This window comes from Bacillus amyloliquefaciens DSM 7 = ATCC 23350, from assembly GCF_000196735.1.
In the GTDB taxonomy this organism is placed as follows: Bacteria; Bacillota; Bacilli; order Bacillales; family Bacillaceae; genus Bacillus; species Bacillus amyloliquefaciens.
In genome coordinates this window covers 1,951,553-1,976,398 of sequence record NC_014551.1, presented here as the reverse complement: position 1 = coordinate 1,976,398, position 24,846 = coordinate 1,951,553, and the positions used below count along the sequence as shown (strand labels likewise).

The 24,846-nt window shown below is 44.4% G+C and carries 13 protein-coding genes and 1 pseudogene; 7 read left to right on the top strand and 7 right to left on the bottom strand.

All coding sequences use genetic code 11. The annotated features are described in order from the left end of the window. Positions 1 to 33 precede the first annotated feature (33 nt). The 5 genes from BAMF_RS30215 (at position 34) to BAMF_RS30195 (ending at position 13,211) form a co-directional block, all read left to right on the top strand. Complete coding sequence (locus BAMF_RS30215; protein WP_013352448.1) at positions 34 to 7,884, top strand: non-ribosomal peptide synthetase; 7,851 nt, start codon at positions 34 to 36, stop codon at positions 7,882 to 7,884. 170 nt (positions 7,885 to 8,054) lie between these two features. After that, positions 8,055 to 9,593, top strand: a complete 1,539-nt coding sequence (locus BAMF_RS30210; protein ID WP_041481728.1) for a glycoside hydrolase family 43 protein — start codon at positions 8,055 to 8,057, stop codon at positions 9,591 to 9,593. Between the two features lie 90 nt (positions 9,594 to 9,683). Continuing rightward, positions 9,684 to 10,955 carry a glucuronoarabinoxylan endo-1,4-beta-xylanase XynC gene (xynC, locus tag BAMF_RS30205; RefSeq protein WP_013352446.1) on the top strand — a complete coding sequence of 424 codons (1,272 nt, stop codon included), beginning with the start codon at positions 9,684 to 9,686 and terminating at the stop codon, positions 10,953 to 10,955. Positions 10,956 to 11,100: 145 nt separating this feature from the next. After that, entirely contained in the window at positions 11,101 to 11,808 is a 708-nt protein-coding gene (locus BAMF_RS30200; protein WP_013352445.1) for a response regulator transcription factor, read from the top strand. A 2-nt stretch (positions 11,809 to 11,810) separates the two neighbouring features. Next, positions 11,811 to 13,211: a HAMP domain-containing sensor histidine kinase gene (locus BAMF_RS30195; protein WP_013352444.1), complete on the top strand. Its 1,401-nt coding sequence runs from the start codon at positions 11,811 to 11,813 to the stop codon at positions 13,209 to 13,211. Between the two features lie 53 nt (positions 13,212 to 13,264). On the opposite strand, the gene BAMF_RS30190 is transcribed toward BAMF_RS30195, so the two are convergent. The 5 genes and pseudogenes from BAMF_RS30190 to BAMF_RS30165 form a co-directional block, all read right to left on the bottom strand. Next, a complete protein-coding gene (locus BAMF_RS30190; RefSeq protein ID WP_013352443.1) occupies positions 13,265 to 13,576 on the bottom strand; it encodes a magnetosome magnetite crystal formation protein family in 312 nt (103 codons plus the stop codon). A gap of 802 nt (positions 13,577 to 14,378) precedes the next feature. Next, entirely contained in the window at positions 14,379 to 15,989 is a 1,611-nt protein-coding gene (locus BAMF_RS30180; protein WP_013352442.1) for a YndJ family protein, read from the bottom strand. Next, positions 15,983 to 16,591 (bottom strand): DUF4166 domain-containing protein, encoded by a 609-nt coding sequence (locus BAMF_RS30175; RefSeq protein WP_013352441.1) that lies wholly within the window; start codon positions 16,589 to 16,591, stop codon positions 15,983 to 15,985. Before BAMF_RS30175 ends, BAMF_RS30180 begins: the two co-directional genes overlap by 7 nt. Further along, positions 16,572 to 17,410, bottom strand: a pseudogene (locus BAMF_RS41875) (hypothetical protein). Before BAMF_RS41875 ends, BAMF_RS30175 begins: the two are co-directional and overlap by 20 nt. 361 nt (positions 17,411 to 17,771) lie before the next feature. After that, positions 17,772 to 19,190: an alanine/glycine:cation symporter family protein gene (locus BAMF_RS30165; protein ID WP_013352438.1), complete on the bottom strand. Its 1,419-nt coding sequence runs from the start codon at positions 19,188 to 19,190 to the stop codon at positions 17,772 to 17,774. A gap of 375 nt (positions 19,191 to 19,565) precedes the next feature. On the opposite strand from BAMF_RS30165, the gene BAMF_RS30160 reads away from it, so the two are divergent. After that, the gene (locus tag BAMF_RS30160; RefSeq protein ID WP_013352437.1) at positions 19,566 to 19,919 is read left to right on the top strand and encodes a hypothetical protein; all 354 of its coding nucleotides are present in this window, start codon (positions 19,566 to 19,568) and stop codon (positions 19,917 to 19,919) included. 24 nt (positions 19,920 to 19,943) lie between these two features. Beyond that, a complete protein-coding gene (locus BAMF_RS42025; RefSeq protein ID WP_013352436.1) occupies positions 19,944 to 20,069 on the top strand; it encodes a hypothetical protein in 126 nt (41 codons plus the stop codon). A gap of 59 nt (positions 20,070 to 20,128) precedes the next feature. Here the strand turns inward: BAMF_RS42025 and parC are convergent, their stop codons facing one another. Both parC and parE read right to left on the bottom strand, forming a co-directional pair. Beyond that, positions 20,129 to 22,552 (bottom strand): DNA topoisomerase IV subunit A, encoded by a 2,424-nt coding sequence (gene parC / locus BAMF_RS30155; protein WP_013352435.1) that lies wholly within the window; start codon positions 22,550 to 22,552, stop codon positions 20,129 to 20,131. Positions 22,553 to 22,554: 2 nt separating this feature from the next. Further along, positions 22,555 to 24,522, bottom strand: coding sequence for a DNA topoisomerase IV subunit B (gene parE, locus BAMF_RS30150; protein ID WP_013352434.1), 1,968 nt, complete (start codon positions 24,520 to 24,522; stop codon positions 22,555 to 22,557). Positions 24,523 to 24,846: the final 324 nt, after the last annotated feature.

Below are 24,846 nucleotides of genomic sequence, written 5' to 3'. Positions count from 1 at the left end.
AAAACAGGAATGAAACCAACTGGAGGGATATGAATGTCAGAATTCAAACAACAGGAGTTGTTCTGGGGCCGAATGTTTCATGCGGAAGACCGCCCCAGTGCATTCCCTTCGTTTCAAGTGTCCGACTCAACAGTAAAGCGTGATGTAACGGGTGCATCTGATTGTATTCACAGTACATTGAGTGCGGATGTATCACGGCGCATCCTGACCATGACGCATCAAACGCCAATGGCCGTCTATCTGGTTCTTCTGATCGGTATTGAATCCCTATTGTATAAATACACAGGGGAAGAGGACGTGATTACAGGAGTTCCAACTTTTGAAGACGAAACTGATGAAGATCTTCGTGCAGATCAGCTCATGTTAATTAAACAGCATATCAATGCCGACAGTACGTTTAAATCGATATTCCATGAACTGAAACATACGCTGGATGAAGAGATCTTATATCAGGACGTTCCCTTTGATAAAATGGCCGGACAGCTGCAGCTGAACTACAATGAAAATCATTTGCCGAACGTCCATACAGTTGTTTCGTTAGAGCAAATTCATCCTGATCGTTTCATAGAAACGGCTGCTTCAGATGCTTTGTTTCAGTTTGCTATGGGAGAAGACTCGATTGATGTAAAGTTATTTTTTAATGAACAAGTCTATGACCGTCAGTATATGATGCAGGTGCTCGGGCATTTAAACCGCCTGTTTTCCGTCATATTATTTCAGCCCGATCTCACCCTCGGCGAAGTGGATATTTTGTCAGAAACGGAGACAAATACATTTCTCGTTGACTATCATCATACGAAAACTGAATATCCGCGAGATAAGACGATTTATCAGTTATTCGAAGAACAGGTGAAACGGACACCGGATCAAGCAGCCATTATTTGCGGAGATAGGCAATTCACGTATCGCCAGCTCAATGAACGTGCCAATCAATTAGCCCGAACGTTAAGGGCCAAGGGCGTAATGGCGGACCGGCTTACCGCCATCATCAGCGAACACGAGATTGAACTGGTTGTGGGAATACTGGCCGTTTTAAAAGCGGGCGGAGCCTACGTGCCGATTGATCCGGATTATCCGAAGCATCGCATACAGTATATAGTAGATGACTCCCAAGCTGATATCGTCTTAACGCAGAGCCATCTCTCAAAACAATTGGAACTTGCAGGCACAATGGTTTTCATCGATGAGGAAAGCTCTTACCACGAAGACGGATCTGACCTTGAACCGATCAGCAGTACAAAGGATTTGGCCTATGTCATTTACACGTCAGGTTCCACAGGCAAGCCGAAAGGTGCAGCAATTGAGCATCAGGGTTTAACCAATTATATTTGGTGGGCCCGCGGGGTATATGTCAAAGGAGAAAAAACCAATTTTCCGCTATATTCGTCCATCGCTTTTGATCTGACGGTAACGTCTGTTTTTACTCCGCTTATTACCGGAAATACCATCATTGTCTACGGAGGAGAAAACAAGGCGGTCTTGCTTGATTCCATTATTCAGGATTCAAGGGTGGATATAATCAAGCTGACCCCGGCTCATTTGCAATTATTGAATGAAATGAACATCTCTCCTGAGTGCACCATTCGGAAATTCATTGTTGGCGGCGATAATTTAAGCACGCGTCTCGCCCGAAACATCACCGGGAAATTCGGCGGCAGAATCGAAATCTTTAACGAATACGGTCCTACAGAGACGGTCGTCGGCTGTATGATTTATTCCTTTGACCCGCAAAACGACAGACGGGAATCAGTGCCGATCGGAACCGCCGCGGACAACATGAACATTTATGTGCTGGATAAGAGCATGAAACCGGTGCCGATCGGCGTCCCGGGGGAAATGTATATCAGCGGGGACGGCATCGCCAGAGGATATTTGAACCGGCCGGAATTAACATCTGAAAGGTTTATGCGGAACCCCTTTGTACCGGAGGCGAAAATGTACCGGACGGGAGACTTAGCAAGATGGCTGCCGGACGGTAATATCGAGTACCTCGGAAGGATCGACCATCAGGTAAAAATCCGCGGGTACCGCATTGAAATCGGGGAAGTCGAAGCGGCATTTTATCAGATACCGCCGATTCAAGAAGCTCTCGTTATCGCACAAGAAACCAATGGGGAAACGACTTTGTGCGCCTATTATACCGCCCAGCATTCTTTAACCGCGGGTGAGATCCGTGAACATCTGTCCCGGCAGCTTCCGGCCTATATGATCCCTGCTTATTTCGTACAGCTGACAGCGATGCCGCTTACTTCCAACGGAAAAATAGATCGTCAGGCGCTGCCTGCTCCAACGGGAAATCTCACTGGCAATACCTATACAGCTCCGCGGACGGAACTGGAAAAAATACTAGCCGGGGTGTGGGAATCGGTATTAGGCACAGAACAGGTCGGTATCGACGATCATTTCTTTGAGCTGGGGGGAGATTCGATTAAGTCGATTCAAGTGACCTCAAGCCTGTATCAAGCCGGATATAAGCTTGATATCAAACACTTGTTCAAACACCCGACAATCTCCAGACTTGCTCCTTTTGCAGAGCCGGTCACCCGGATCGCAGAACAAGGGGAAATGAAAGGCCAGGCTTTACTGACACCGGTTCAGCATTGGTTTTTCGCCCGGCAATACCCTGATCCGCACCATTATAATCAAGCCGTCATGCTTTATTTTAAAGAGGGTTTGGTTGAATCGAAGCTTCGGGAAGTCATGAAGAAGATTGCAGAACATCATGATGCTTTGCGCATGGTCTTTGTTCCGGCAGATCATGGATACCAAGCCCGAAACCGGGGGATCGGTGAAGGAGATTTATTCAGCCTCGAAGTTATCTCTTTACTCGAAGAAAACAACCCTGCCCAAACGATTGAAACGATATCCGATGATATTCAGCAATCCATCCATTTAGCCGAAGGACCGCTCATGAAATTGGGATTGTTTCAATGTCAGGATGGAGATCATTTGCTGATTGCGATTCATCATCTGGTCGTCGACGGCGTATCGTGGAGAATTTTACTTGAAGATATAACGTCAGCCTATGGGCAGCTCCAAAACGGCGAAGCGATCAGGCTTCCTAAGAAGACGGATTCCTACCTGCTATGGGCTGAACGATTGAAACGTTATGCAGAAAGTGCAGAATGTGAAGCGGAAAATCAATACTGGTTCGGGCAGAGCCATATCCCGCAATACAAATTGCCAAAGGACAATGAGCAGGAGGCCGGTCTGGCCGAAGACCGGGAAACCATCGTCGTCCAATGGACAGAGGAAGAAACCGAATGTTTATTAAAAAGATCGAACCGGGCCTATACGACTGACATTAACGATTTATTGCTGACCGGACTCGGTACAGCTGTTCATCGCTGGACTGGACATGAAGAGATTCATGTTCATCTGGAAGGACACGGCAGGGAATCTATTTTTCAAGACCTTGATATTTCACGTACGGTGGGCTGGTTTACAAGCCAATACCCGGTTTCTCTTCAAATTCAGGCAGATCAAGACGTCTCACAGCGGATTAGGACGGTGAAAGAACAGCTGCGTCAAATTCCCCAAAAGGGAATAGGATACGGCCTGATTAAATATTTGTCCGATCATCCGAAGGCATCTGAATGGACCGGACATCCGGAAATCAGCTTTAATTACCTCGGTCAATTTGATCAAGATCTCGAAAATGGAGGGATCGAGGTATCTCCTTACTCCGGCGGGAAAATTGCGAGTGACAGGCATCCCATTACCTATACGCTTGACATCAACGGCATGATTTCAGACAGCCGGCTGTCATTGGCCATCAGTTACTGCGGTAAACAATATCGAAGAGAAACAATGGAAATATGTGCCGATCTCTTAAAGAGCAGCCTGAAAGAAGTCATCGAACATTGTGCAGTTCAAGAACAAATTCAGCTGACGCCGAGCGATATTTCGCTGAAAGGCATCACAATCGCGCAATTAGATCAATTTGTTCAGCAAACACAGCATATCGGAGAGATTGAAAATATATATCCCTTAACACCCATGCAAAAGGGCATGCTGTTCCACAGCTTAATCGATTCGGCTTCCAGAGCTTACTTTGAACAAGCCGCTTTTGATCTCAAAGGCGACTTGGATATCGAGGCATTTACGATGAGTTTGTCACAGCTGGCAGAAAGACATGAGATACTCCGGACTCATTTTTACACCGAATGGAAAGATCAGCCTTTGCAGATCGTATTCCGAAAAAAACCTATCGAAATAACCGTAGAAGATATTCGAAGCATGGAGAATGAAGAACGCGGCGAGTTCATTACCGACTTTGTACAAAAAGATAAGGCAAGAGGATTCGATCTTACCCAAGATGCGTTAATGCGCGTATCAATCCTTCTTACAGAGGATGATCAAGCCCGATTGATATGGAGCTTCCATCATATTTTAATGGATGGCTGGTGTCTGCCGCTTATTACGAAAGAAGTATTTGAAACCTATTATGCGATTCTTGACAGAAGAAGTCCCGAGCGGAAGACCGTCACCCGGTACAGCCGTTATATCGAATGGCTGGAAGACCAGAATCATAAGAATGCTTCAGCCTATTGGCAAACATATTTGAACGGTTATGAAGGGCAAACCGTTTTGCCGAAAGAATCAGTTCCAAACCAAGCTGAAGGATATCAAAAACAAATGCTCGCATTCCCGCTCGGAAAGCAGCTCTCAGAAGAAATCAAACGGACCGCAAGTAAGCACGGCGTCACTGTGAATACCTTCATGCAAAGTGCGTGGGGATTGTTGCTGCAAAGATACAACAACAGTCAGGATGTGGTTTTCGGAACGGTCGTATCCGGCCGCCCGGCGGAAATTCCGGGTATCGAATCCATGGTCGGCTTATTTATCAACACCATTCCCGTACGTATTACTTCACAGTCTGAAATGACCGTGGAAGAAGTGTTGAAATTGAGCCAGGAGCAGGCATTGGCCTCTCAGGCATATGATACTTTTCCGTTGTACGAAATTCAGGCTCAAACCGAACAAAAACAGCAGCTGATCAGTCACATCATGGTGTTTGAAAACTACCCGGTCGAGAAGCAAATGGAGCATATGAAACAGGACCATGACGCGCTGGACATTATCAATTTCCATATGGAAGAGCATACCCATTATGATTTCAATTTCATTGTCATGCCGGCGGGGGAAATTGACATTCATTTTGTCTACAATGGCAATGTCTATGATCATGCAAGCGTCAAGCGGATGGAAGAGCATTTGATGCAAATCATTAAGCAAATGGTCAACAATCAGGCGGCCCGCGTCCAAGACCTGAATATACTTACGGCGGACGAACACTCGCTCCTCATAGAGGCATTTAATGATACGGCCGCAGATTATCCAAAGGAAAAGACGCTTCATCAATTGTTTGAGGAACAAGCTGAGCGAACGCCTGAGCAAACGGCTGTCGTATACGGAAAAAGCCGGCTGACTTACCGGGAACTGAATGAAAGGGCGAATCAACTTGCCCGGACATTGCAATCAGAAGGCGTGCAGCCAGATCAGCCGGTCGGAATGATGGTCGAACGTTCACTGGAAATGATCATCGGAATCTTTGGAATCCTAAAAGCCGGCGGTGCGTATGTACCGATTGACCCGAGTTATCCGGACGACCGGATTCAGTATATCTTGGAGGATTCAGGCACGAAGCTATTGTTAGTACAGAGTCATTTGAGGGAAGGCTTACCTTTTAGAGGAAAAGTGCTTGATCTGGAAGATCCGCGATTCTCCGGGGAAGATGTTTCAAACCTGGAACAGACGGCAGGTCCGGATCATTTAGCTTATGTCATCTATACATCGGGATCAACGGGCCGACCGAAAGGGGTTATGGTTGAGCATCGATCTGTCATCAATCGTCTCGTTTGGATGCAGGAACACTACCCGCTGGATGAACGGGATGCCATTCTGCAAAAAACCCCAATCACTTTTGATGTATCGGTATGGGAATTGTTCTGGTGGTCGATGACGGGTTCAAAAGCGGTATTGCTGCCAAACGGAGGAGAAAAGAACCCTGACGTCATTTTAGATACGATTGAGCAGGAAGATATCACCGTTATGCATTTTGTACCTGCGATGCTGCACGCTTTTCTTGAATCCATGGAGCAGAAATCCTCCGGGGAATTAAAAAGAAAGCTTGAAACATTAAGATATGTATTTGCAAGCGGCGAGGCTTTGACGCCTGCGCACGTTTCCGGGTTTCACCGTTTGATCACACCGGCAGGCAAGGCTCAAATCATCAATTTATACGGACCGACCGAAGCGACGATCGATGTTTCGTATTTTGAATGCGAAGAGGGAGACAAGCATGCCTCAGTTCCGATAGGCAAACCGATTTCCAACATTCAATTGTATATCGTACAGCCCGAATCAGAACATCTTCAGCCGCTTGGTGTGGCAGGAGAGCTTTGTATCGCCGGAGACGGGCTCGCGCGGGGCTATTTGAACCGTCCGGAGCTGACAGCAGAGAAGTTTGCAGATCACCCGTTTGAAGCAGGAAAGCGGATGTACCGGACAGGAGACTTAGCAAGATGGCTGCCCGACGGCAATATTGAGTATTTGGGGAGAATTGACCATCAGGTGAAAATCCGGGGCTACAGAATTGAACTCGGCGAGATTGAAACAGCTTTATTGCAACTGGAATCTGTCAAAGAAGCGATCGTCATCGCGATTGAAGAAGAGAGCTCCAAGCAACTGTGCGCCTACTTGACAGGGGACGAAGCATTCAATACGGCGCAGCTGAAGCGGCATTTGCTGAACAAACTGCCCGCGTATATGATTCCGGCCTATTTTGTACAAGTAGAGAAGATGCCGATAACGGCTAACGGCAAAATTGACCGAAAAGCTTTGCCGGCTCCTGAAGAAAATAGAGTGACCGGAACTGAATACGCAGCACCGGGAACGCTGATTGAAAAGCAGCTGGCCGATATATGGAAAGATATTTTAGCACTTCCTGAACCGGGGATTAAAGATGACTTCTTTGACGCCGGCGGCCATTCACTCAAAGTATTACAGCTCATTCATCAAATTAACGCCAGTATGGGAATCAACATGCATTATCAAGCCGTATATGATTTTCCTACCATCGAAACAATGGCACGCGCCATTCAAGCGGCAGTTTTTGAATCCAAGACGGATAACGTTTTCGTCAAGCTGAATCAGGAAGGTTCAATCCCTGTGTTCTGTTTCCCGCCTTTAATCGGGTACGGGCTGGTTTATAATGAAATGGCGAAAAGGCTTGATGGCGAATGCACCGTCTATGCCGCTGATTTCTTAGAAGAGCCGGCTCATGGGAAGGAGATCGTTGCCCGATATGCAGAAAGCATGATAAACATTCAGGAACAAGGACCTTTTGTTTTGCTTGGATACTCTGCAGGATCAAATTTGGCGTTTGAGGTTGCCAAAGCTTTGGAGAATCGGGGACGCACCGTATCTGATGTGATGATGCTGGATTCTAAAATCACCGATTCGGTGACGCATTTATCGGAAACGGAAATTGAAGAGATCGTCCATTTGAATATAGATATCATTCCGGACTATTACAGAGAAATATTAACCATTCCTTCGATTAAGGATAAAATCAGAAGCTATCTCACGTATCACAATGAACTGATCAATTCCGGCAACGTTAATGCCAATATCCATCATTTGTTATGCGGCGATTTGACCGATAGAGGCTGGGCGCAATCCGCTGCACAGCATTACCTTGAATACAAATTAAAAGGAGACCATGTGACGATCTTTGAACCTCACAATATCGAAGAAAATACGGATGCCATTCGATCTATTATCAAAAGGATTGAAGAACGGCATCAGCACGGGCTCGTTCTTGAAGAACAACTGTTATTGGGATCGTTTGCGGGAGACACAAAGTTTGACAAAATGTAAATGATCCAGTGCAAAATGCCGCTGACTGCAATCGGCGGCATTTTTTATAAAAGAGGGTCAGATATTTGCAACGTTTTCACTCTAAAAATCATTCATTTTACGCATTCTTCATGACCTGTTGTTGTCATATTTTTTAAAAACCAAATATGTGGAAACAGGAGGATGTTAAGCTGATGAAAAAGTGCAGCGTATGTTTATTGATTCTTGATTTATTATTGAGCTGTTTACCTGGGGAATATGCGAATGCGGTAAGCACTCCAATTGCAAAACAAGCAGGGAATTCAAACCCGCTTATCGACCATCATTTGGGAGCAGATCCGTTTGCGCTGACCTATAACGGAAGAGTCTATATTTATATGTCAAGTGATGACTATGAATATAATAGCAACGGAACGATTAAAGATAATTCATTTGCCAATTTAAATAAAGTATTCGTCATTTCTTCAGCGGATATGGTGAACTGGACAGACCACGGAGCCATTCCAGTAGCAGGTGCTAATGGAGCTAATGGCGGCCGTGGGATAGCAAAATGGGCAGGGGCGTCATGGGCACCATCAATCGCAGTTAAAAAAATCAATGGCAAGGATAAATTCTTCCTTTATTTCGCAAACAGCGGCGGAGGCATCGGTGTTCTCACCGCAGACAGCCCGACCGGCCCATGGACAGATCCGATCGAAAAAGCGCTGGTAACGCCAAGTACACCAGGAATGTCCGGTGTTGTATGGCTTTTTGATCCGGCAGTGTTCGTAGATGATGATGGTACTGGTTACCTATATGCCGGCGGAGGCGTTCCAGGCGGTTCAAATCCCACACAGGGGCAATGGGCCAATCCTAAAACAGCAAGAGTCATGAAATTAGGGCCTGATATGACCAGTGTTGTCGGAAGTGCGTCTACGATTGATGCGCCTTTTATGTTTGAAGATTCGGGAATGCATAAGTACAACGGAAAATATTACTATTCCTATTGCTTCAATTTCGGAGGCGCGCACCCGGCCGATAAACCTCCAGGTGAGATTGGCTACATGACCGGCTCAAGTCCCATGGGTCCCTTTACGTATAGAGGGCACTTCCTGAAAAATCCGGGATCATTTTTCGGAGGCGGCGGAAACAACCACCATGCTGTTTTCAATTTTAAAAACGAGTGGTATGTGGTGTATCATACTCAAACTGTCAGCTCCGCTCTGTTCGGAGCCGGGAAAGGATACCGTTCGCCCCATATTAATAAGCTGGTGCATAATCCAGACGGATCTATTCAAGAGGTAGCGGCAAATTATACAGGCGTAACACAGCTTTCTAATTTGAATCCATATAACCGGGTAGAAGCTGAAACGTTTGCTTGGAATGGACGGATTTTGACCGAGAATTCCTCTGCACCCGGCGGGCCGGTAAATAATCAACATATAACAAACATTCATAACGGAGACTGGATTGCTGTAGGGAATGCAGACTTCGGGTCAGGCGGTGCCAGGGCGTTCAAAGCAAATGTAGCATCCGCTCTTGGCGGGAAAATAGAAGTGCGGCTTGACAGTGTAAACGGAAAGCTTGCAGGAACACTGAATGTCCCTTCCACAGGCGGAACGCAAAATTGGAGAGAAATAGAAACTGCGGTAAGCGGGGCAACCGGTGTACACAACGTATTCTTTGTATTTACCGGAACAGGTACAGGAAACTTGTTTAATTTTGATTACTGGCAGTTTACGCAAAGATAACACCAGTTATGGCACCGCTTGTTTTCGAAATAAAAGCAGACAGAACACATTTTTCTAATACGGCAAAAGACAGATGAAGGAGAGGAAAAAATGATGTCGGGCGTAAAAAAACCAATTTGTCTATTATTGGCATGTTTCACTATGCTGTCAGTACTGTTAATGGGCCCAGGCGCTGCTGAGGTCTTGGCGGCAAGTGATGTAACAGTTAATGTATCTGCAGAAAAACAAGTGATTCGCGGTTTCGGGGGAATGAACCACCCTGCTTGGGTTGGAGATTTGACAGCTGCTCAAAGAGAAACTGCATTTGGCAATGGACAGAATCAGTTAGGCTTTTCGATCTTAAGAATTCATGTGGATGAAAATAGAAATAATTGGTACAAAGAGGTAGAGACTGCAAAGAGTGCGATCAAACATGGAGCAATCGTTTTTGCTTCCCCTTGGAATCCGCCAAATGATATGGTTGAGACTTTCAATCATAATGGTGACACTTCAGCTAAGCGGCTGAGATACGATAAGTACGCCGCATACGCGCAGCATCTTAACGATTTTGTTACCTTCATGAAGAATAATGGTGTGAATCTTTATGCGATTTCTATGCAAAACGAGCCTGATTACGCACACGAATGGACATGGTGGACGCCGCAAGAAATACTTCGATTCATGAGAGAAAATGCCAGTTCCATTAATGCCCGCGTGATTGCGCCAGAATCATTTCAATACTTGAAAAATATATCGGACCCCATTTTGAACGATCCGCAGGCGCTTAGGAATATGGATATTCTCGGAACCCACCTGTACGGTACGCAGGTCAGTCAGTTTCCTTATCCTCTTTTCAAACAAAAAGGAGCGGGGAAGGACCTTTGGATGACGGAAGTATACTATCCGAACAGTGATAACAACTCGGCGGATCGATGGCCCGAGGCCTTGGATGTTTCACAGCATATTCACAATTCGATGACAGAAGGGGATTTTCAAGCTTATGTTTGGTGGTACATCCGAAGATCATACGGTCCTATGAAAGAAGATGGCACGATCAGCAAACGAGGCTACAATATGGCTCATTTCTCAAAGTTTGTGCGCCCCGGCTATGTAAGGATTGATGCAACGAAAAACCCTAATCCGAATGTTTACGTGTCAGCCTATAAAGGTGACAACAAAGTCGTGATTGTGGCCATTAACAAAACCAATACAGGGGTCAACCAAAACTTTGTATTGCAGAACGGATCTGCTTCACAAGTGTCCAGATGGGTCACGAGCAGCAGCAGCAATCTTCAACCCGGAACAGACCTCAATGTAACCGACAATCATTTCTGGGCTCATCTTCCAGCTCAAAGCGTGACAACATTTGTTGTAAAGCGTTAAAGACAACATCATAGCAATAAGCCAATTTTCTCACACAAAAAAGAAAATTGGCTTATTTTCTGTGGTACAAGAGAAGTAATGATTTTTTAACTATGCACGGACATTGGGTATAATAAAGACAATGACTTCAAGGAGTGATCAATGTATGTCGCAGACTCAAAGCAAAGTATTAATAATAGATGACGAAAGAGAAATTTTGGAACTGATCAAAACCGTATTAATAAGAGAAGGCATTGATCGCGTGATTACAGCTTCTACTGCCCGTGATGGATTGGCTCAATTTCATCAAGAAAATCCAGATCTGGTTATATTGGATATCATGCTCCCAGACGGTGAAGGCTATGATATCTGTAAGCAAATAAGAGATATTTCACATGTTCCGATTATTTTTTTGTCTGCAAAAGGAGAGGAAACGGACAAAATTGTAGGACTTGCCATCGGTGGGGACGACTACATTACAAAACCCTTCAGCCCTAAGAAAGTCGCATATCGGGTCAAAGCACAGCTAAGAAGATCTTCTTACTTACAGCCATCTCAAACCGACACCCTGATAAAAGCAGGGCCCTTTGAATTACATCAGCAGCAAGCCGAGCTCACCAAAAACGGAGCGGCTATTGAGTTAACACCTAAAGAACTCATGCTCATGACATATTTTTTGCAGCATCCCAATCGGGTGATCAGTAAAGAAACACTTTATCAAGCTGTATGGGGAGAAGATTTCTTCGGTTCTGACAATACGGTGATGGTTCATATACGCAGACTCCGGGAGAAAATAGAAACCATCCCATCCACACCAGACTTTCTCGTCACTGTAAAAGGGTTAGGCTACAAATTTGTTGTAAAGGATGCTTAAGTATGAATTGGCGATTAACAGGCAGGTACATGGTATCTGTCATCATAGTAACCATCATTACTGTTTTCATTAATTTATTTGTTTTCATGATTTGGCTCATTTTTCAAGCGAACAGTCAACATGAGGAAGAAAATACGCCAGAATCCTTCACAAGATCATTTCAGCAATATGTCACATTTTCCAATAATGGAATTTCAGTAAACAAAGAGGGCCAACAAGCCTTAAAAGAACAGAATGCTTGGATTCAGATATTGGATGAAAACGGACAAGATGTGTATCATGCTAGAGCACCTAAAGGCCTGAAGGAAAAATATACGCCTTTAGAAATAGTGAATTTACATAAATATAAGGATAAGAAATTATTATCAACCATTTACGCCAGCGGAAAAAAAGTGAACGGCAAGGAGTACAGTTACTTTATAGGGTTTAAAAATCCCTCTCTCGCAAAGTATATCCTCTCATATGACACCAAGGAATTAGTGACGAAGTTCAATGCAGGGACCATCATTTTATTATCAATAGATGCAATGATCGCGTTATTGATCGGATATCTATTCAGCCGGCAGCTCACAAAACCGCTAGGCAGTGTCATTCAAGGAATCCAAAGATTAGCTAATGGAGATTACACGATCAAATTGACATCCAAAGGAATTTATAAAGATGTGTTCTATAATGTCAATCACTTAGCGGAACAACTATCGTCAAGCAAAAAAGAAAAAGATAAATTAGAGCAAATGCGTGAAGAATGGATCAGTCATATTTCTCATGACATTAAAACACCATTAGCCTCTATACAAGGCTATGCAGAAATCATCAAAGATCCAAATTACCATCTTTCAGTCGATCAGATCAGAGATTACGCCCAAATCATTGAGAATAAATCCCTCTATATGAAAGAAGTTGTGGAAGATTTAAATTTAACGACAAGGCTGAAAAACAACGATGTGATGTTAAATAAAGAGCAGGTAAACCTTGTTTTGCTGCTGCGGGAAACATTAATTGATATTTTAAACGATTCCAGATATGCGGATAAGACTATTGAGCTTCAAACCAGCCTGGAAAAGCTGATTCTGAACCTTGATGTAATATTGATCAGAAGAGCGGTCACGAATCTCATTTTAAATGCTCTCGTTCACAATGATCCTGATGTGAAGATCGTTGTACAGCTTGAACAAAAAGAACGAACCCATGTGACAATTAAGGACAACGGCAAAGGGATAGAAGAGGAGGAGCTGGAGAAAGTGTTTGACCGCTATTACAGAGGGACAAATACAGGAACAGCGCATGCAGGCTCTGGTCTAGGGATGGCCATAGCAAAGGATATTATCCAAAAGCACGGCGGGGACATCACCATTCACAGCACCGCGGGGAAAGGGACAACGATAGATATCCAATTATCCTAATGGCCACACAAAAAAAACGGTTCTGCTCATCAATAACAGAACCGTTTTTTTACTTATTGTTCCGAAAACACTTTGATTCCTTTGACAATGTTCCAGATGAAAAAATAGATCGCCAAAATAAATGTAACGGCATATGTCGCAAGCAGGAAAGGCCCAGCATGACTGATGTCTTTCATACCAAGTAAACCTGAACCGATGATGCCAATTCCGAAAATTAAATAAGGTATCAAATGCGTCCACAAAGATTTTTTCGCATGATATTTCACATCGTCCTGACCTAAGAAATAGACGATAATCGGAAACAAAAACGGCGCAAAAAATATACTGAAGTAACATAATGAAGACAAAATTTTATTTTCTCTCAAAACTTTTCACCTCTATCATTTATTGAAGGGGAATTCCTTTGACTGAATCCCTTACTGAAGTACAAACCTATTGTACAATCTCAACCTTAACCTGTATTAATCCGAACCTTACATCAACCTTAAATTAACAAGCACCGCTTAAATAATCAGAGGAAGGAGACCCAGGCTTAAAAGAACCCAATATGAATTTCATTTTCTAGTTTACATAATATATATTCTAGGAAGTTGCACAAAAGAATAAAATCTGTGTCTCAACACTTAAGTATACTTTAGTTATTGAGACAGAAAAGAAATTTATAACAAAATAAGCGGTCTGTTGCGTTTGCGGTCATTTTGTTAACCTGTTGTAGATACAGCTGAATCAAACCTGACACTGCAAACGGTACAAAAGCAATTTTCAAATTATCAAAAGCAAACCATTGCTGTTTTCTGCATTTTATTATCCAATGAAAACGCGCACAAATGAAAAATTCATGTCTGATAATACTCTGCCGCACCTTCCCTGCTCGTTTCCGCCGATTTTCTCGCATCGGCTTCCCACATAGTCCATAAAGCGCCTGATACGCCCCCATCGTTGTTGCTCTCATGTCTTGCGGAACAGTTTCAATCGACATTCCAAGCAGCAATGGAAAAATAAAGCCAATTGAAAGCCTATGCAAACTTGAACGAAATAAAGCGCCATTGGGCTGCTTGAGTACATCACAATAACAAAAGCGCTTTCAGTCAATATGAATATTCCCGCTCCCATATGATGAGAAAAAGCCGCCTGATGAACAGACGGCTTTGCAGCTTGTTATTTGCTTCAGGGAGCGTGAGTGATCCGATAATGCACAGTTAAAAACTTCAGGCCGAACAGCCACATATGATGAACGGCCTTTAGTGTTGTTTCGTTTTGGGCCGCAATAAGAAATGTCTCTGCCAGCGGAAGATGACATGCCCACCATTTCGTTTGAAGATAAATTCCTTCATCACCCGCTCCGCTTTTTCGGCGTCTGCTCGTCAAAACAAGATTCTGCTTATGCGCATAAGGCTTTAAAATGCCCGTCATTTGGCTGTACGGCAGCGGGAGAGAAATATTTATGTATCCCTCCCCATTTGACCTGTACACTGAATACAGTGCAGTAAAGACGGTTTCCTGCCTTTCATTAGTTCTGATCCACGCACGGACATGCTTTCGTCCGTCTCTGTCAGAGTCAACACCTTTCATATCGCTGTGCATGATATACCAATCCGGATTCATTGACAGATGGATCTGCCCCGCTCTTCTGCTGAACGGCTCGTACATGCGCGCAAACGGACGAAACCATCTGCTCCACGTCACTTTCGCCTTGATGTCATAATCAATTGTCTTTTCATAAAAGGAAATAACGGCCGGCGACAGTTTTTCGGCAGAAAAGTCTTCAGAATGCAGCTCTCTCATCTGATCTAGAAGGCCGGTATAATGTATGTCATTTGCTGCATGAATATCATTCAAAAAATTTTTGCCTATCGTCCTCTTTCCGTAAATACGGCTGAACGTTCGTTCACTGCCTTCATCGAACGGTCTTGGGTTTTCTATTCTCCAGCCGGCCAAAGCCGGCAGAATAACGCCGAATGCATTGACGGCCCCGTGAATCCAAATCATCTGGCTGATCGTAAACGTTGCCTCCCCGCGGAAGACACCGAACGAATATATTAAAGAAAAAGCAATTGTTATCATTAACACAGCTGAAGAGCCCCTGATTAAGATACTGCCTGTTTTCGTAACAAACGGCGCCTTAAAGACGAGATACGCATTAACATACAGACCCGCCAGATACAGAGCGACGGCAATCACATCAAGTGTCTTTGAAAATGTAATCCCCATGGCAATAAGAATCGGCGAAATCAAAATGATGACCGTGCTCCACCTGTAAAGGACGCGGTTCTCCCGGATGATCCTTCCGAGCAAACCATTGAAGATCGGAATAAGAAATGCGGAATAGTGAAAGTGCACAGCCGTCAGCAGCACGATAAGCGGACTGAAATCCATGACGGGAATCTGAAGAACGTATGCGAAAAACCAGACTCCGCCGCCGGCTAAATAAACAAAGCCTGCCATAACTGACATCTCTTCTGTTCTATGAATATTTGTTTTCACCAGCCGCAGTACAGCATACAGCGCCAAACCAAGCGTATAAATGAACCACACAACGGCAAAAAAGCTGAAGTCTGTGATCAGCGCAAGCGCCGCACTTAAAGCGGCAATAGGATAACTCCGTAATAACACGTTCTCTAAAGTTTTTGAAGACCGAAAAGCAAAAGGGAATACAGCAGGAACGAAAAGAAGGACGGATAATAAAACAAACGTCTCAGCAGCTGATAGATGCGGAGCTTCAGCCGCCGCAAATCCCAAAAAGCAAACCGCACTTACAATAAGATGACGTTTCAGCATATTTCTCCCTCTGTTTCCCGAAAAGTCCCCCGGTAAAAGAAAAGTGTGCCGAGTATCCGGTTTTTCACATGTACCTTTATGCTGAAGCAATTCATCTCCTCATCATAAGCCTCATAAACGGTTGAACTGCCGCACAGCCATGCCGGCAGCAGGATTTTCTTTCCGCCTATCAGGAGCCACTGCTTTCCGGATGTAATGACAAGCCCTCCGGCTGAAGACGCTTCTAAATGCAGTTCAGACAGAAGGATGTGAGGCTTGCCGAAGTAATCAAGAATTCTATTTTCCCGCTCGTCATATTCCATGACTGCATCAAAATAACGCGTTTTTCCTTTAAAGAAAAAGGTACGGTTCCATTCCACGCCATTTAGCCTGTTTTTGTTTTCGATGGTAAAAGGGATATCTTTGCCCCTCTCTGAGAAAAAACATCTGAAAAAAACGCCGGTCTTTAAAAGCATTCTGACAAACAAAGATCCTCCCTTAATTTCTGACATAACTCCTTCTCCGCAAAATGTGCTTGATCCGCCAAGCCTGTACCTTTTCTGCAGCATTGGATGCAGTGATTGATAATGAATAATTGCTTTTTCATACATTGAATCCGTCATTTCGCTTCTCTCTCTTTCGTTTTGTATGTCCGGCGCTCGGCAGCTTAAGCTCAAGAATCAAACCAGCTATCGTAAGTATTCCTAACGGGATCGCGAATCCGCCGCCGGAATATAGCATTGCCGATATACAAAAGAAGACTGACTGCCCGGCGTGAATCAGCCGCTTTCTCCGCATGGGAAGCAGCCATAATACCCCTAACCCTGTCTCCAGCGCGCCCCTCACTATCTCTGCATCGGCAAAGCAATCATAAAAGCCTTGAAAAAACCAATACAGACTGAATATCAGACACATCAAGACATAGACAAATCCAAAACGGATGGATATCTTAGGATGTCTGTTTTGTTCTATCCAAAGCCGTAACGCATCAAAGCTCCATGCGGTAGCCCAGCCCAGCAGAGGACGAAATAAAAACCGGTCTATCAATCTTCCCGGCAGACCGCGGGCCGTTTCATATTAATATTGAGTCAAAAATGTATGTTTCCGTTATCCCGCTCTATATACTTCCAATAGCCTCTGCCCTCTTTTATCAGAGACAGCGGGTGATCAGAGGCAAATGCAAGCGCTGAGACCCTTTCTGACGATTGAGGCCTTTTGTCACCCATTGATTTGCCTGTGCCGGATACCTTCAGCCCAAAACCGATCCGTGTTTCATATAGGAATCTTTATCTTTGCGGTTCACCTGGCAACCTATGAAGATATGTAATGTCAGAAAAGCGCAGGTCCCATTCCTTATGAAGAAGCGGGTTTTGCGTATATTCCCAAAGCGTTTCTATATCAGATGCAATATTGATTTCGACATATATCGGCTTCTGTTTCATGCCCCCTCCTCTTCCCTTCTTTTGTAAACAATTCCTATATTATCATAGGAACAGATAAAGCGGCAGAACAAAAAGGCCATCCCGTTTCCAGCAGGAGAGCCTCTGTGACTTTGTTGACTTATATATAAGTGATTTTGTCTTTTTATCTTCAGTTAAACATAGCAAATCCGACAGAGAAATTGGTGAAAATCAGCCCCATTTTGGGTTGCCAATGTGAGATCCTTCTTTACACGAAAACCCTTACAGATACAAGATGAAAATACAATAAATTCAAAAAAGTCTGTTTACAAGAACAGTTTTTCACATAAAAAACTCCTCACATTTTTCTGTGAGGGGTTTTGAAAAATATATGCAAATTTCCTTAGTTAGCAGTCTTGCGTTCAGGGCTTGTACCTTCTTCTTCCGCCCATGTTTCAATATGCTTCAGCTCTGGGGCATTCTCAGCTTTGAACACGGGATCAAGACCTTTTTTGCGCTGAGCGGCATAATCCTTATAGATCTTGTAGGCTACATTACTCAGCAGCAAGATTGCCACTAAGTTAATGAGAGCCAAGAGTCCCATAAACAAGTTTGCCATATCCCAGACAATCTGGAAGTCAGCCAAACATCCGTATACCACCATCACGATGACGAATACGCGGTAAATGTTAAGCCATGTTTTGCTTGTTTTAATAAATTCAATGTTCGTTTCACCATAGTAATAGTTGCCGACGACTGAGCTGAATGCGAATAAAAACATCGCAATCGCAATAAATGTCGGCGCCCAGCCGCCAAGATGGTGCTGCAGTGCGGCTTGTGTCACTTGGATGCCGTCGCCTTTAGGCGTAACGCTGTACAATAAAATGATAAAAGCAGTCGATGTACAAACGATAAAAGTATCAAAAAACACGCCGAGCGTCTGGATGAATCCCTGTTTAGCCGGGTGCGACACGTGTGCAGTTGCTGCGGCATTCGGCGCGCTCCCCATACCCGCTTCGTTTGAAAACAGGCCGCGCTGCGCTCCGATAATAATGATACTCCCTAAGCTTCCGCCGACGATCTGCTCAAGACCGAACGCATTTTTCACAATCGTAACCAGCAGCTCAGGTACCGCCGTAATATTCACAATAACGACATACAGCGCGATCAGAATATACATACCCGCCATGACGGGAACGATTAATTGTGAAACGGATACAACACGTTTCAGACCGCCGAATATGATGAAAGCCGTTAATACAGCTAAAATGATTGCGATAACTGTTTTATTCACATGGAATGCTTCGTCAAACGCGACGGAAATCGTATTTGACTGTACGGCATTAAATATAAGCCCGAAAGAAACGGTAATCAATACGGCGAATAAAATACCGAGCCAGCGGGCGCCGAGGCCCTTTGCCATGTAATATGCCGGTCCGCCGCGGAAATCTTCGCCTGAACGCACTTTATAAAGCTGCGCCAACGTACTTTCCACAAAGCTGGAAGCCATACCGACAATCGCTACGATCCACATCCAAAATACTGCGCCGGGACCGCCTGTTGCAATCGCCAGCGCGACACCGGTCAAGTTTCCGGTTCCGACACGGGAAGCGGCCGAGATAAAGAATGCCTGCATTGAAGACACTCCTTTATTTCCTTGCGGCTTCTCCCCGACGATTCTGAACATTTCAATAAAGTATCGGAATTGAATAAAGCGAAAACGGAACGTAAAAAACAATCCGATTCCTACTAAAATATAAACAAGATACTTCCAAATAAAATCATTTGGAACATTTATGATTTCACTGATGAAAGCCTCCATGTTTAACCTCCCTTTTACATATCTTTTACTGTCATTTTGCTGCATATGTTAGATTTTTTAACACAACGAGTATTATTATATCACACAAACAGGTGTTGAGAAGTTTTTTTAAGAAAATGTTTTGGTTTCTCCATTACGCTTTCCTTATTGGTATGCTCTTTTTTTATCCCTCAGACTGAAAAATGTTGTCACGTCAGAAGGCTTGCGTGCATATGATAACAAATAGCCTTTAAGAAAAAAGAGATGAAAAGACGGACGGAATGGTATATACTTAACCAGGATAATAATTTTTTAAATTTAATAAATGTGTTTACTTTTAATTTAAATTAGGGTATTATAATAAAAATATTCAGACTTATGAAGGGGGGAGAACATTTGAAAAAAATCTTGTTTCTAAAAGCATCTATTTTATTTTTAGCGATTGCAAGCTTTCATTTGCTCTCCATTCCCCATGCGTTTGACACTGCTCATCATTTTAAAGCGGTAGCCGATCAGCAGGAAATGCACGAAATGAAGGCCGGCCAAAACGTTGATGATGACAAAAAATCGCTGACGGGCTCATTTATTTTGACGGCGCTTTTTGCCGCTTCTGTCTCACTGATGGTGATATCAGACAGAAAACGCCCCGCTTCCCGGAGAAGACAGCGAAAGAAAAGCTTTTTAATCGCTAAATTTTATCAGTCCTCGTATTTCGATAAGCTTCATGTTCAACATCGCCTGTCTATGTAACATAAAATGAGGAGGTCGTTAAACATGTTGTTTATCTTACGAATGGTGATTTTAGGCTTATTTTCATTCACTGCATTGAACTTATTTGTATGGCAGGGAATTGAAGTCGTTCACGCTATCACTGACTTATTCGGCAGCCACGAAAGCTAAAAAGCAAAACCTCCGCTCAGGACCAATTGAGCGGAGGTTTTTTTATTTTATTTTTACTCTTAAACATCAGACGCGGGTATGCGCCATACATCTGTTACCGGCCCTGTCTCATCTTCATCTGTAAAGAAGGAGCCGTTGCTGTACCGGTCATTAGCCCGCAAGGATTTCACGGTGGTTTCAATTCTCTCGCCTTTTTCTGTTTCTGCAGCAATCGTGTCGGCTAAAGCGCAAGCGAATACTCCGACAACACGATGCGGGTTCTTTTTAAGCTCACGCAGCATGATGACGCCGCGCTTTGCTCTGGATGTTTTTTCGAATTCAGAGAGATTCATCCGTTTGATGGCTCCCCGCTGTGTGACGAGGACAAGCGAATCTGTTTCATGCAGGATTTGTCCTGATACGACGGTATCACCGTCTTTTAAATTAATGCCCTTCACGCCGGCCGCACGGGCTCCGACTACATTCACTTCATCTTCACCGAACCATAAGCCGTACCCGAGGTGGGTGGCGATAAACAGCTGACAGCCGCCGTCTGTGACATGAACATCAACCAGCTCATCGTCCCCTTTAAGGTTAAGAGCAACAAGCGCTTTCGAGTAGCGCTGCGCTTTGTAATGCGTCATTTCAGTTCTTTTCACCATACCGTTTTTCGTCATAAACAATAAATATGAAGCTGGATTAAATTCTTTTACCGATATAGCTTTCACGATCGTTTCATCACGGTCAATCGTGGTGATGTTCGTTACGTGCTGCCCCATGTCTTTCCACCTGATATCCGGAAGCTGGTGAACCGGACAATATATATAGCTTCCCTTATTGGTAAAGAGCAGGAGAACATCCGTTGTATTCATTTCAAATTGGTGAATCAGCCTGTCCGTGTCCTTCATCCCGAAATCCTGGCCGTTGGAAGCGGCAAATGACCGCTGGCTTGTTCGTTTTACATAGCCGTCTTTCGTGACTGTCACATATACGTCCTCAGAGGCAACCATGACTTCCAGATTGATTTTAATTTCCTCAATCTTCTCTTCAATGACCGAACGTCTGCTGTCAGCATAGGTCTTTTTCAATTTTTTCAGGCTGCTGGTAATGACTTTTAACAGCTTTTTATCATGACTTAAAATGGCTTCGAGCTCCTGAATTTTCTTGCTGAGCTCTTCCGCTTCCTCTTTTAACGCCGTAATATCCGTGTTTGTCAGACGATACAGCTGCAAGGATACGATCGCTTCCGCCTGAGGCTCCGTGAATGAGAATTTAGAAATTAAATTTTGTTTTGCATCCTTTTTATCGCTGCTTGCCCGGATAACGGCAATGACCTCATCTAACACAGACAGTGCCTTCATCAGTCCCTCAACGATATGATGCCGCTCTTTTGCTTTTTGCAATTCAAAGACGGAGCGGTTTGTCACAACTTCCTTCTGGTGGGAAATATACGCATCCAGAATGGCCGTAAGACTCATCAGCATCGGCCGGCGGTTATGTATGGCGACCATATTAAAGTTATACGTTGTCTGCAGATCCGTGTTTTTATATAAGAAATTCAAGATGCCCTTTGCGTCGGCTTCTTTCTTTAATTCAACGACCACCCGAAGTCCCGTGCGGTCCGTTTCATCCCGGACTTCAGAAATGCCTTCGACTTTTTTATCAATGCGGTATTCGTCCATTTTCTTTACAAGATTGGCTTTGTTTACTTCAAACGGGATTTCTGTAATGACGATCTGCTCCCGTCCGCCTCTTACAGCTTCCACTTCAGCCTTTCCGCGGATGATAATTTTGCCTTTACCGGTTTCATAGGCCTTCCGAATACCGTCGACACCTTGAATAATGCCTCCTGTCGGAAAGTCAGGCCCTTTAATCACCTGCATCAAGTCATCGACGGTGCAATCGGGCGATTCAATCCGCTTAATGACGGCATCAATGACCTCACCCAGATGATGAGGAGGAATATCAGTCGCATAGCCCGCCGAAATCCCGGTTGATCCGTTGACCAACAAGTTAGGAAACATGGCAGGCAAAACAACCGGCTCTTTACTTGTGTCATCAAAGTTCGGAACGAATTCAACCGTGTTTTTATCAATGTCCCGCAAAAGCTCTGATGCGATAGAAGATAATCTCGCTTCCGTATAACGCATGGCAGCCGGCGGATCACCGTCAATGCTGCCGTTATTGCCGTGCATTTCAATCAGCACATTCCGCACTTTCCAATCTTGGCTCATCCGCACCATCGCTTCATAAACGGAGCTGTCTCCGTGCGGATGATAATTACCGATAACGTTTCCGACCGTTTTCGCCGCTTTCCGGAAATTTTTATCGAATGTATTTCCGTCTGCGTGCATGGCGTATAAAATTCTTCGCTGCACCGGCTTTAAACCGTCACGTGCATCAGGCAGCGCCCTGTCTTGGATAATGTATTTACTGTAGCGTCCGAAACGGTCGCCGATTACTTCTTCTAACGGTAAATCATGAAATAATTCTGGCTGTGCCACTATTAAACCTCCTCAGCGACCGACAAGTTTTCATTTTCTAAAATATTGCTTTCCTCGTCTAATCCGAAGGCAACATTCTTTTCAATCCATTTTCTTCTCGGTTCTACTTTGTCTCCCATTAATGTCGTTACGCGGCGCTCTACGCGTGCCGCATCGTCAATCTTGACTCTGACGAGCGTTCGCGATTCAGGATTCATCGTCGTTTCCCAGAGCTGGTCTGCGTTCATTTCTCCCAGACCTTTATAGCGCTGAATGGTGTAGCCTTTGCCGACTTTCTTTAAAACGCCGTCCATTTCTTCATCGGACCAAGCATATTCAATAATCTCTTTCTTGCCGCTCCCTTTGCTCACTTTATAAAGAGGCGGAAGCGCGATGAAGACTTTTCCTTGCTCAATTAAAGGTTTCATATAGCGGTAGAAAAACGTTAGCAGCAAGACTTGAATGTGCGCGCCGTCGGTATCCGCGTCCGTCATGATGATGATCTTGTCATAATTAATGTCCTCTATCTCAAAATCTGCGCCGACTCCGCCGCCGATCGCATGAATAATCGTATTGATTTCTTCATTTTTGAAGATGTCAGCAAGCTTTGCTTTCTCTGTGTTGATGACCTTTCCGCGAAGAGGCAGGACGGCTTGGAATTTCCGGTCTCTTCCCTGCTTTGCAGAACCTCCTGCAGAGTCTCCCTCCACGAGATACAATTCATTCTTCGCCGGATTTCTGGAACCGGCAGGTGTGAGTTTTCCGCTCAGCGTCGCTTCTGATTTTTTGCGTTTTTTGCCGCTTCTCGCTTCTTCTCTCGCTTTACGGGCCGCTTCACGGGCCTGGCTTGCTTTAATTGCTTTTTTGACGAGCAGGGTCGCCGTATCGCGGTTTTCTTCCAAGAAATAAGCAAGATTCTCAGAAATGACAGCGTCTGCGGCTGATCTCGCTTCACTTGTGCCAAGCTTTCCTTTTGTCTGGCCTTCAAATTGCAGCAGTTCCTCCGGGATCCGCACGGAAATGATCGCGGACAAACCTTCCCTGATATCGGCGCCTTCGAGGTTTTTGTCTTTCTCTTTCAGAAGCGCGACCTTTCGCGCATACTCATTAAACGCTCTTGTCATTGCCGTTTTGGCTCCTGATTCGTGGGTTCCGCCGTCCTTTGTTCTGACGTTATTAACGAATGACAGCATATTTTCTGAGTATCCGTCATTAAATTGGAACGCAAAATCGACTTCAATGTCATGATGCTCGCCTTCAAAGGAAACCACTTCGCATAAAGCGTCTTTTTCTTCATTTAAATAAGCGACAAATGCTTCAATTCCGTTCTCATAATAAAATACTTCTTTCACATCGTTCCGCTCATCAATTAATTCTATTTTCAAGCCTTTTAATAAAAATGCGGATTCGCGCAGACGTTCTGACAGCGTGTCAAAATTATAAACCGTTGCGCTGAACATTGACGGATCAGGTTTAAAATGGGTAAGCGTTCCCGTTTTTTTGGTCGTTCCGATCTTTTCAAGTGAAGTCACAGGCTTGCCGCCGTTTTCAAACCGCTGTTTATAAACATGGCCGTCACGCTCAATGGTAACTGTCAGCCACTCTGATAAAGCGTTTACGACAGATGCGCCGACGCCGTGCAGACCTCCGCTTGTTTTATAGCCGCCCTGTCCGAATTTACCTCCCGCATGCAGCACGGTGAAAATAACTTCCGGTGTCGGCTTTCCGAGCTTATGCATCCCGGTCGGCATTCCGCGCCCCCTGTCCTGCACGGAGATACTGTTGTCCTTATGTATCGTTACGATAATATGATCTCCGTAGCCGGCAAGAACTTCATCGACGGAATTGTCGACGATCTCATATACCAGATGGTGCAGGCCGCGTGCGTCCGTCGAACCGATGTACATTCCCGGTCGTTTTCTGACGGCTTCCAGGCCTTCAAGCACCTGTATGGCATCTTCGTTGTAATCAAATTGCTGTTTTCTAGCCAAACGTACAAACCCCTTTCAAAAAACCTGCTCTTAATCATTCTCTTTTTTAAGTGTTTTCATGTCTTTGTTTTTCAGTATGCGCAAGCTTCGGTCCAATTCTCCTCGGACTCACAATTATAACCAATATGCTTGATTTCGCAACATATTTAAGCGAATGGCTCGTTTTTTAGGCCGCAAGACATACATTCGAACGACTTTTCATCTTTTTGGTGCCCTTTTCGGCAAATAAGAACATGAGTTCGCTTTCTATTATATAGATTTTTGCCGGCCATCGCAAACAGACTGTAAACCCCTGTATAAAGGGGTTTCTAAAAAAACTGTTCA

Bases quoted from the DNA above. Each gene is read 5' to 3' on its own strand.
- BAMF_RS30215 (WP_013352448.1), top strand. From the start codon at position 34: ATGTCAGAATTCAAACAACAGGAGTTGTTCTGGGGCCGAATGTTTCAT.
- xynC (WP_013352446.1), top strand. From the start codon at position 9,684: ATGATGTCGGGCGTAAAAAAACCAATTTGTCTATTATTGGCATGTTTC.
- BAMF_RS30200 (WP_013352445.1), top strand. From the start codon at position 11,101: ATGTCGCAGACTCAAAGCAAAGTATTAATAATAGATGACGAAAGAGAA.
- BAMF_RS30195 (WP_013352444.1), top strand. From the start codon at position 11,811: ATGAATTGGCGATTAACAGGCAGGTACATGGTATCTGTCATCATAGTA.
- BAMF_RS30180 (WP_013352442.1), bottom strand. From the start codon at position 15,989: ATGCTGAAACGTCATCTTATTGTAAGTGCGGTTTGCTTTTTGGGATTT.
- BAMF_RS30175 (WP_013352441.1), bottom strand. From the start codon at position 16,591: ATGACGGATTCAATGTATGAAAAAGCAATTATTCATTATCAATCACTG.
- BAMF_RS30165 (WP_013352438.1), bottom strand. From the start codon at position 19,190: ATGGAGGCTTTCATCAGTGAAATCATAAATGTTCCAAATGATTTTATT.
- BAMF_RS42025 (WP_013352436.1), top strand. From the start codon at position 19,944: ATGTTGTTTATCTTACGAATGGTGATTTTAGGCTTATTTTCATTCACT.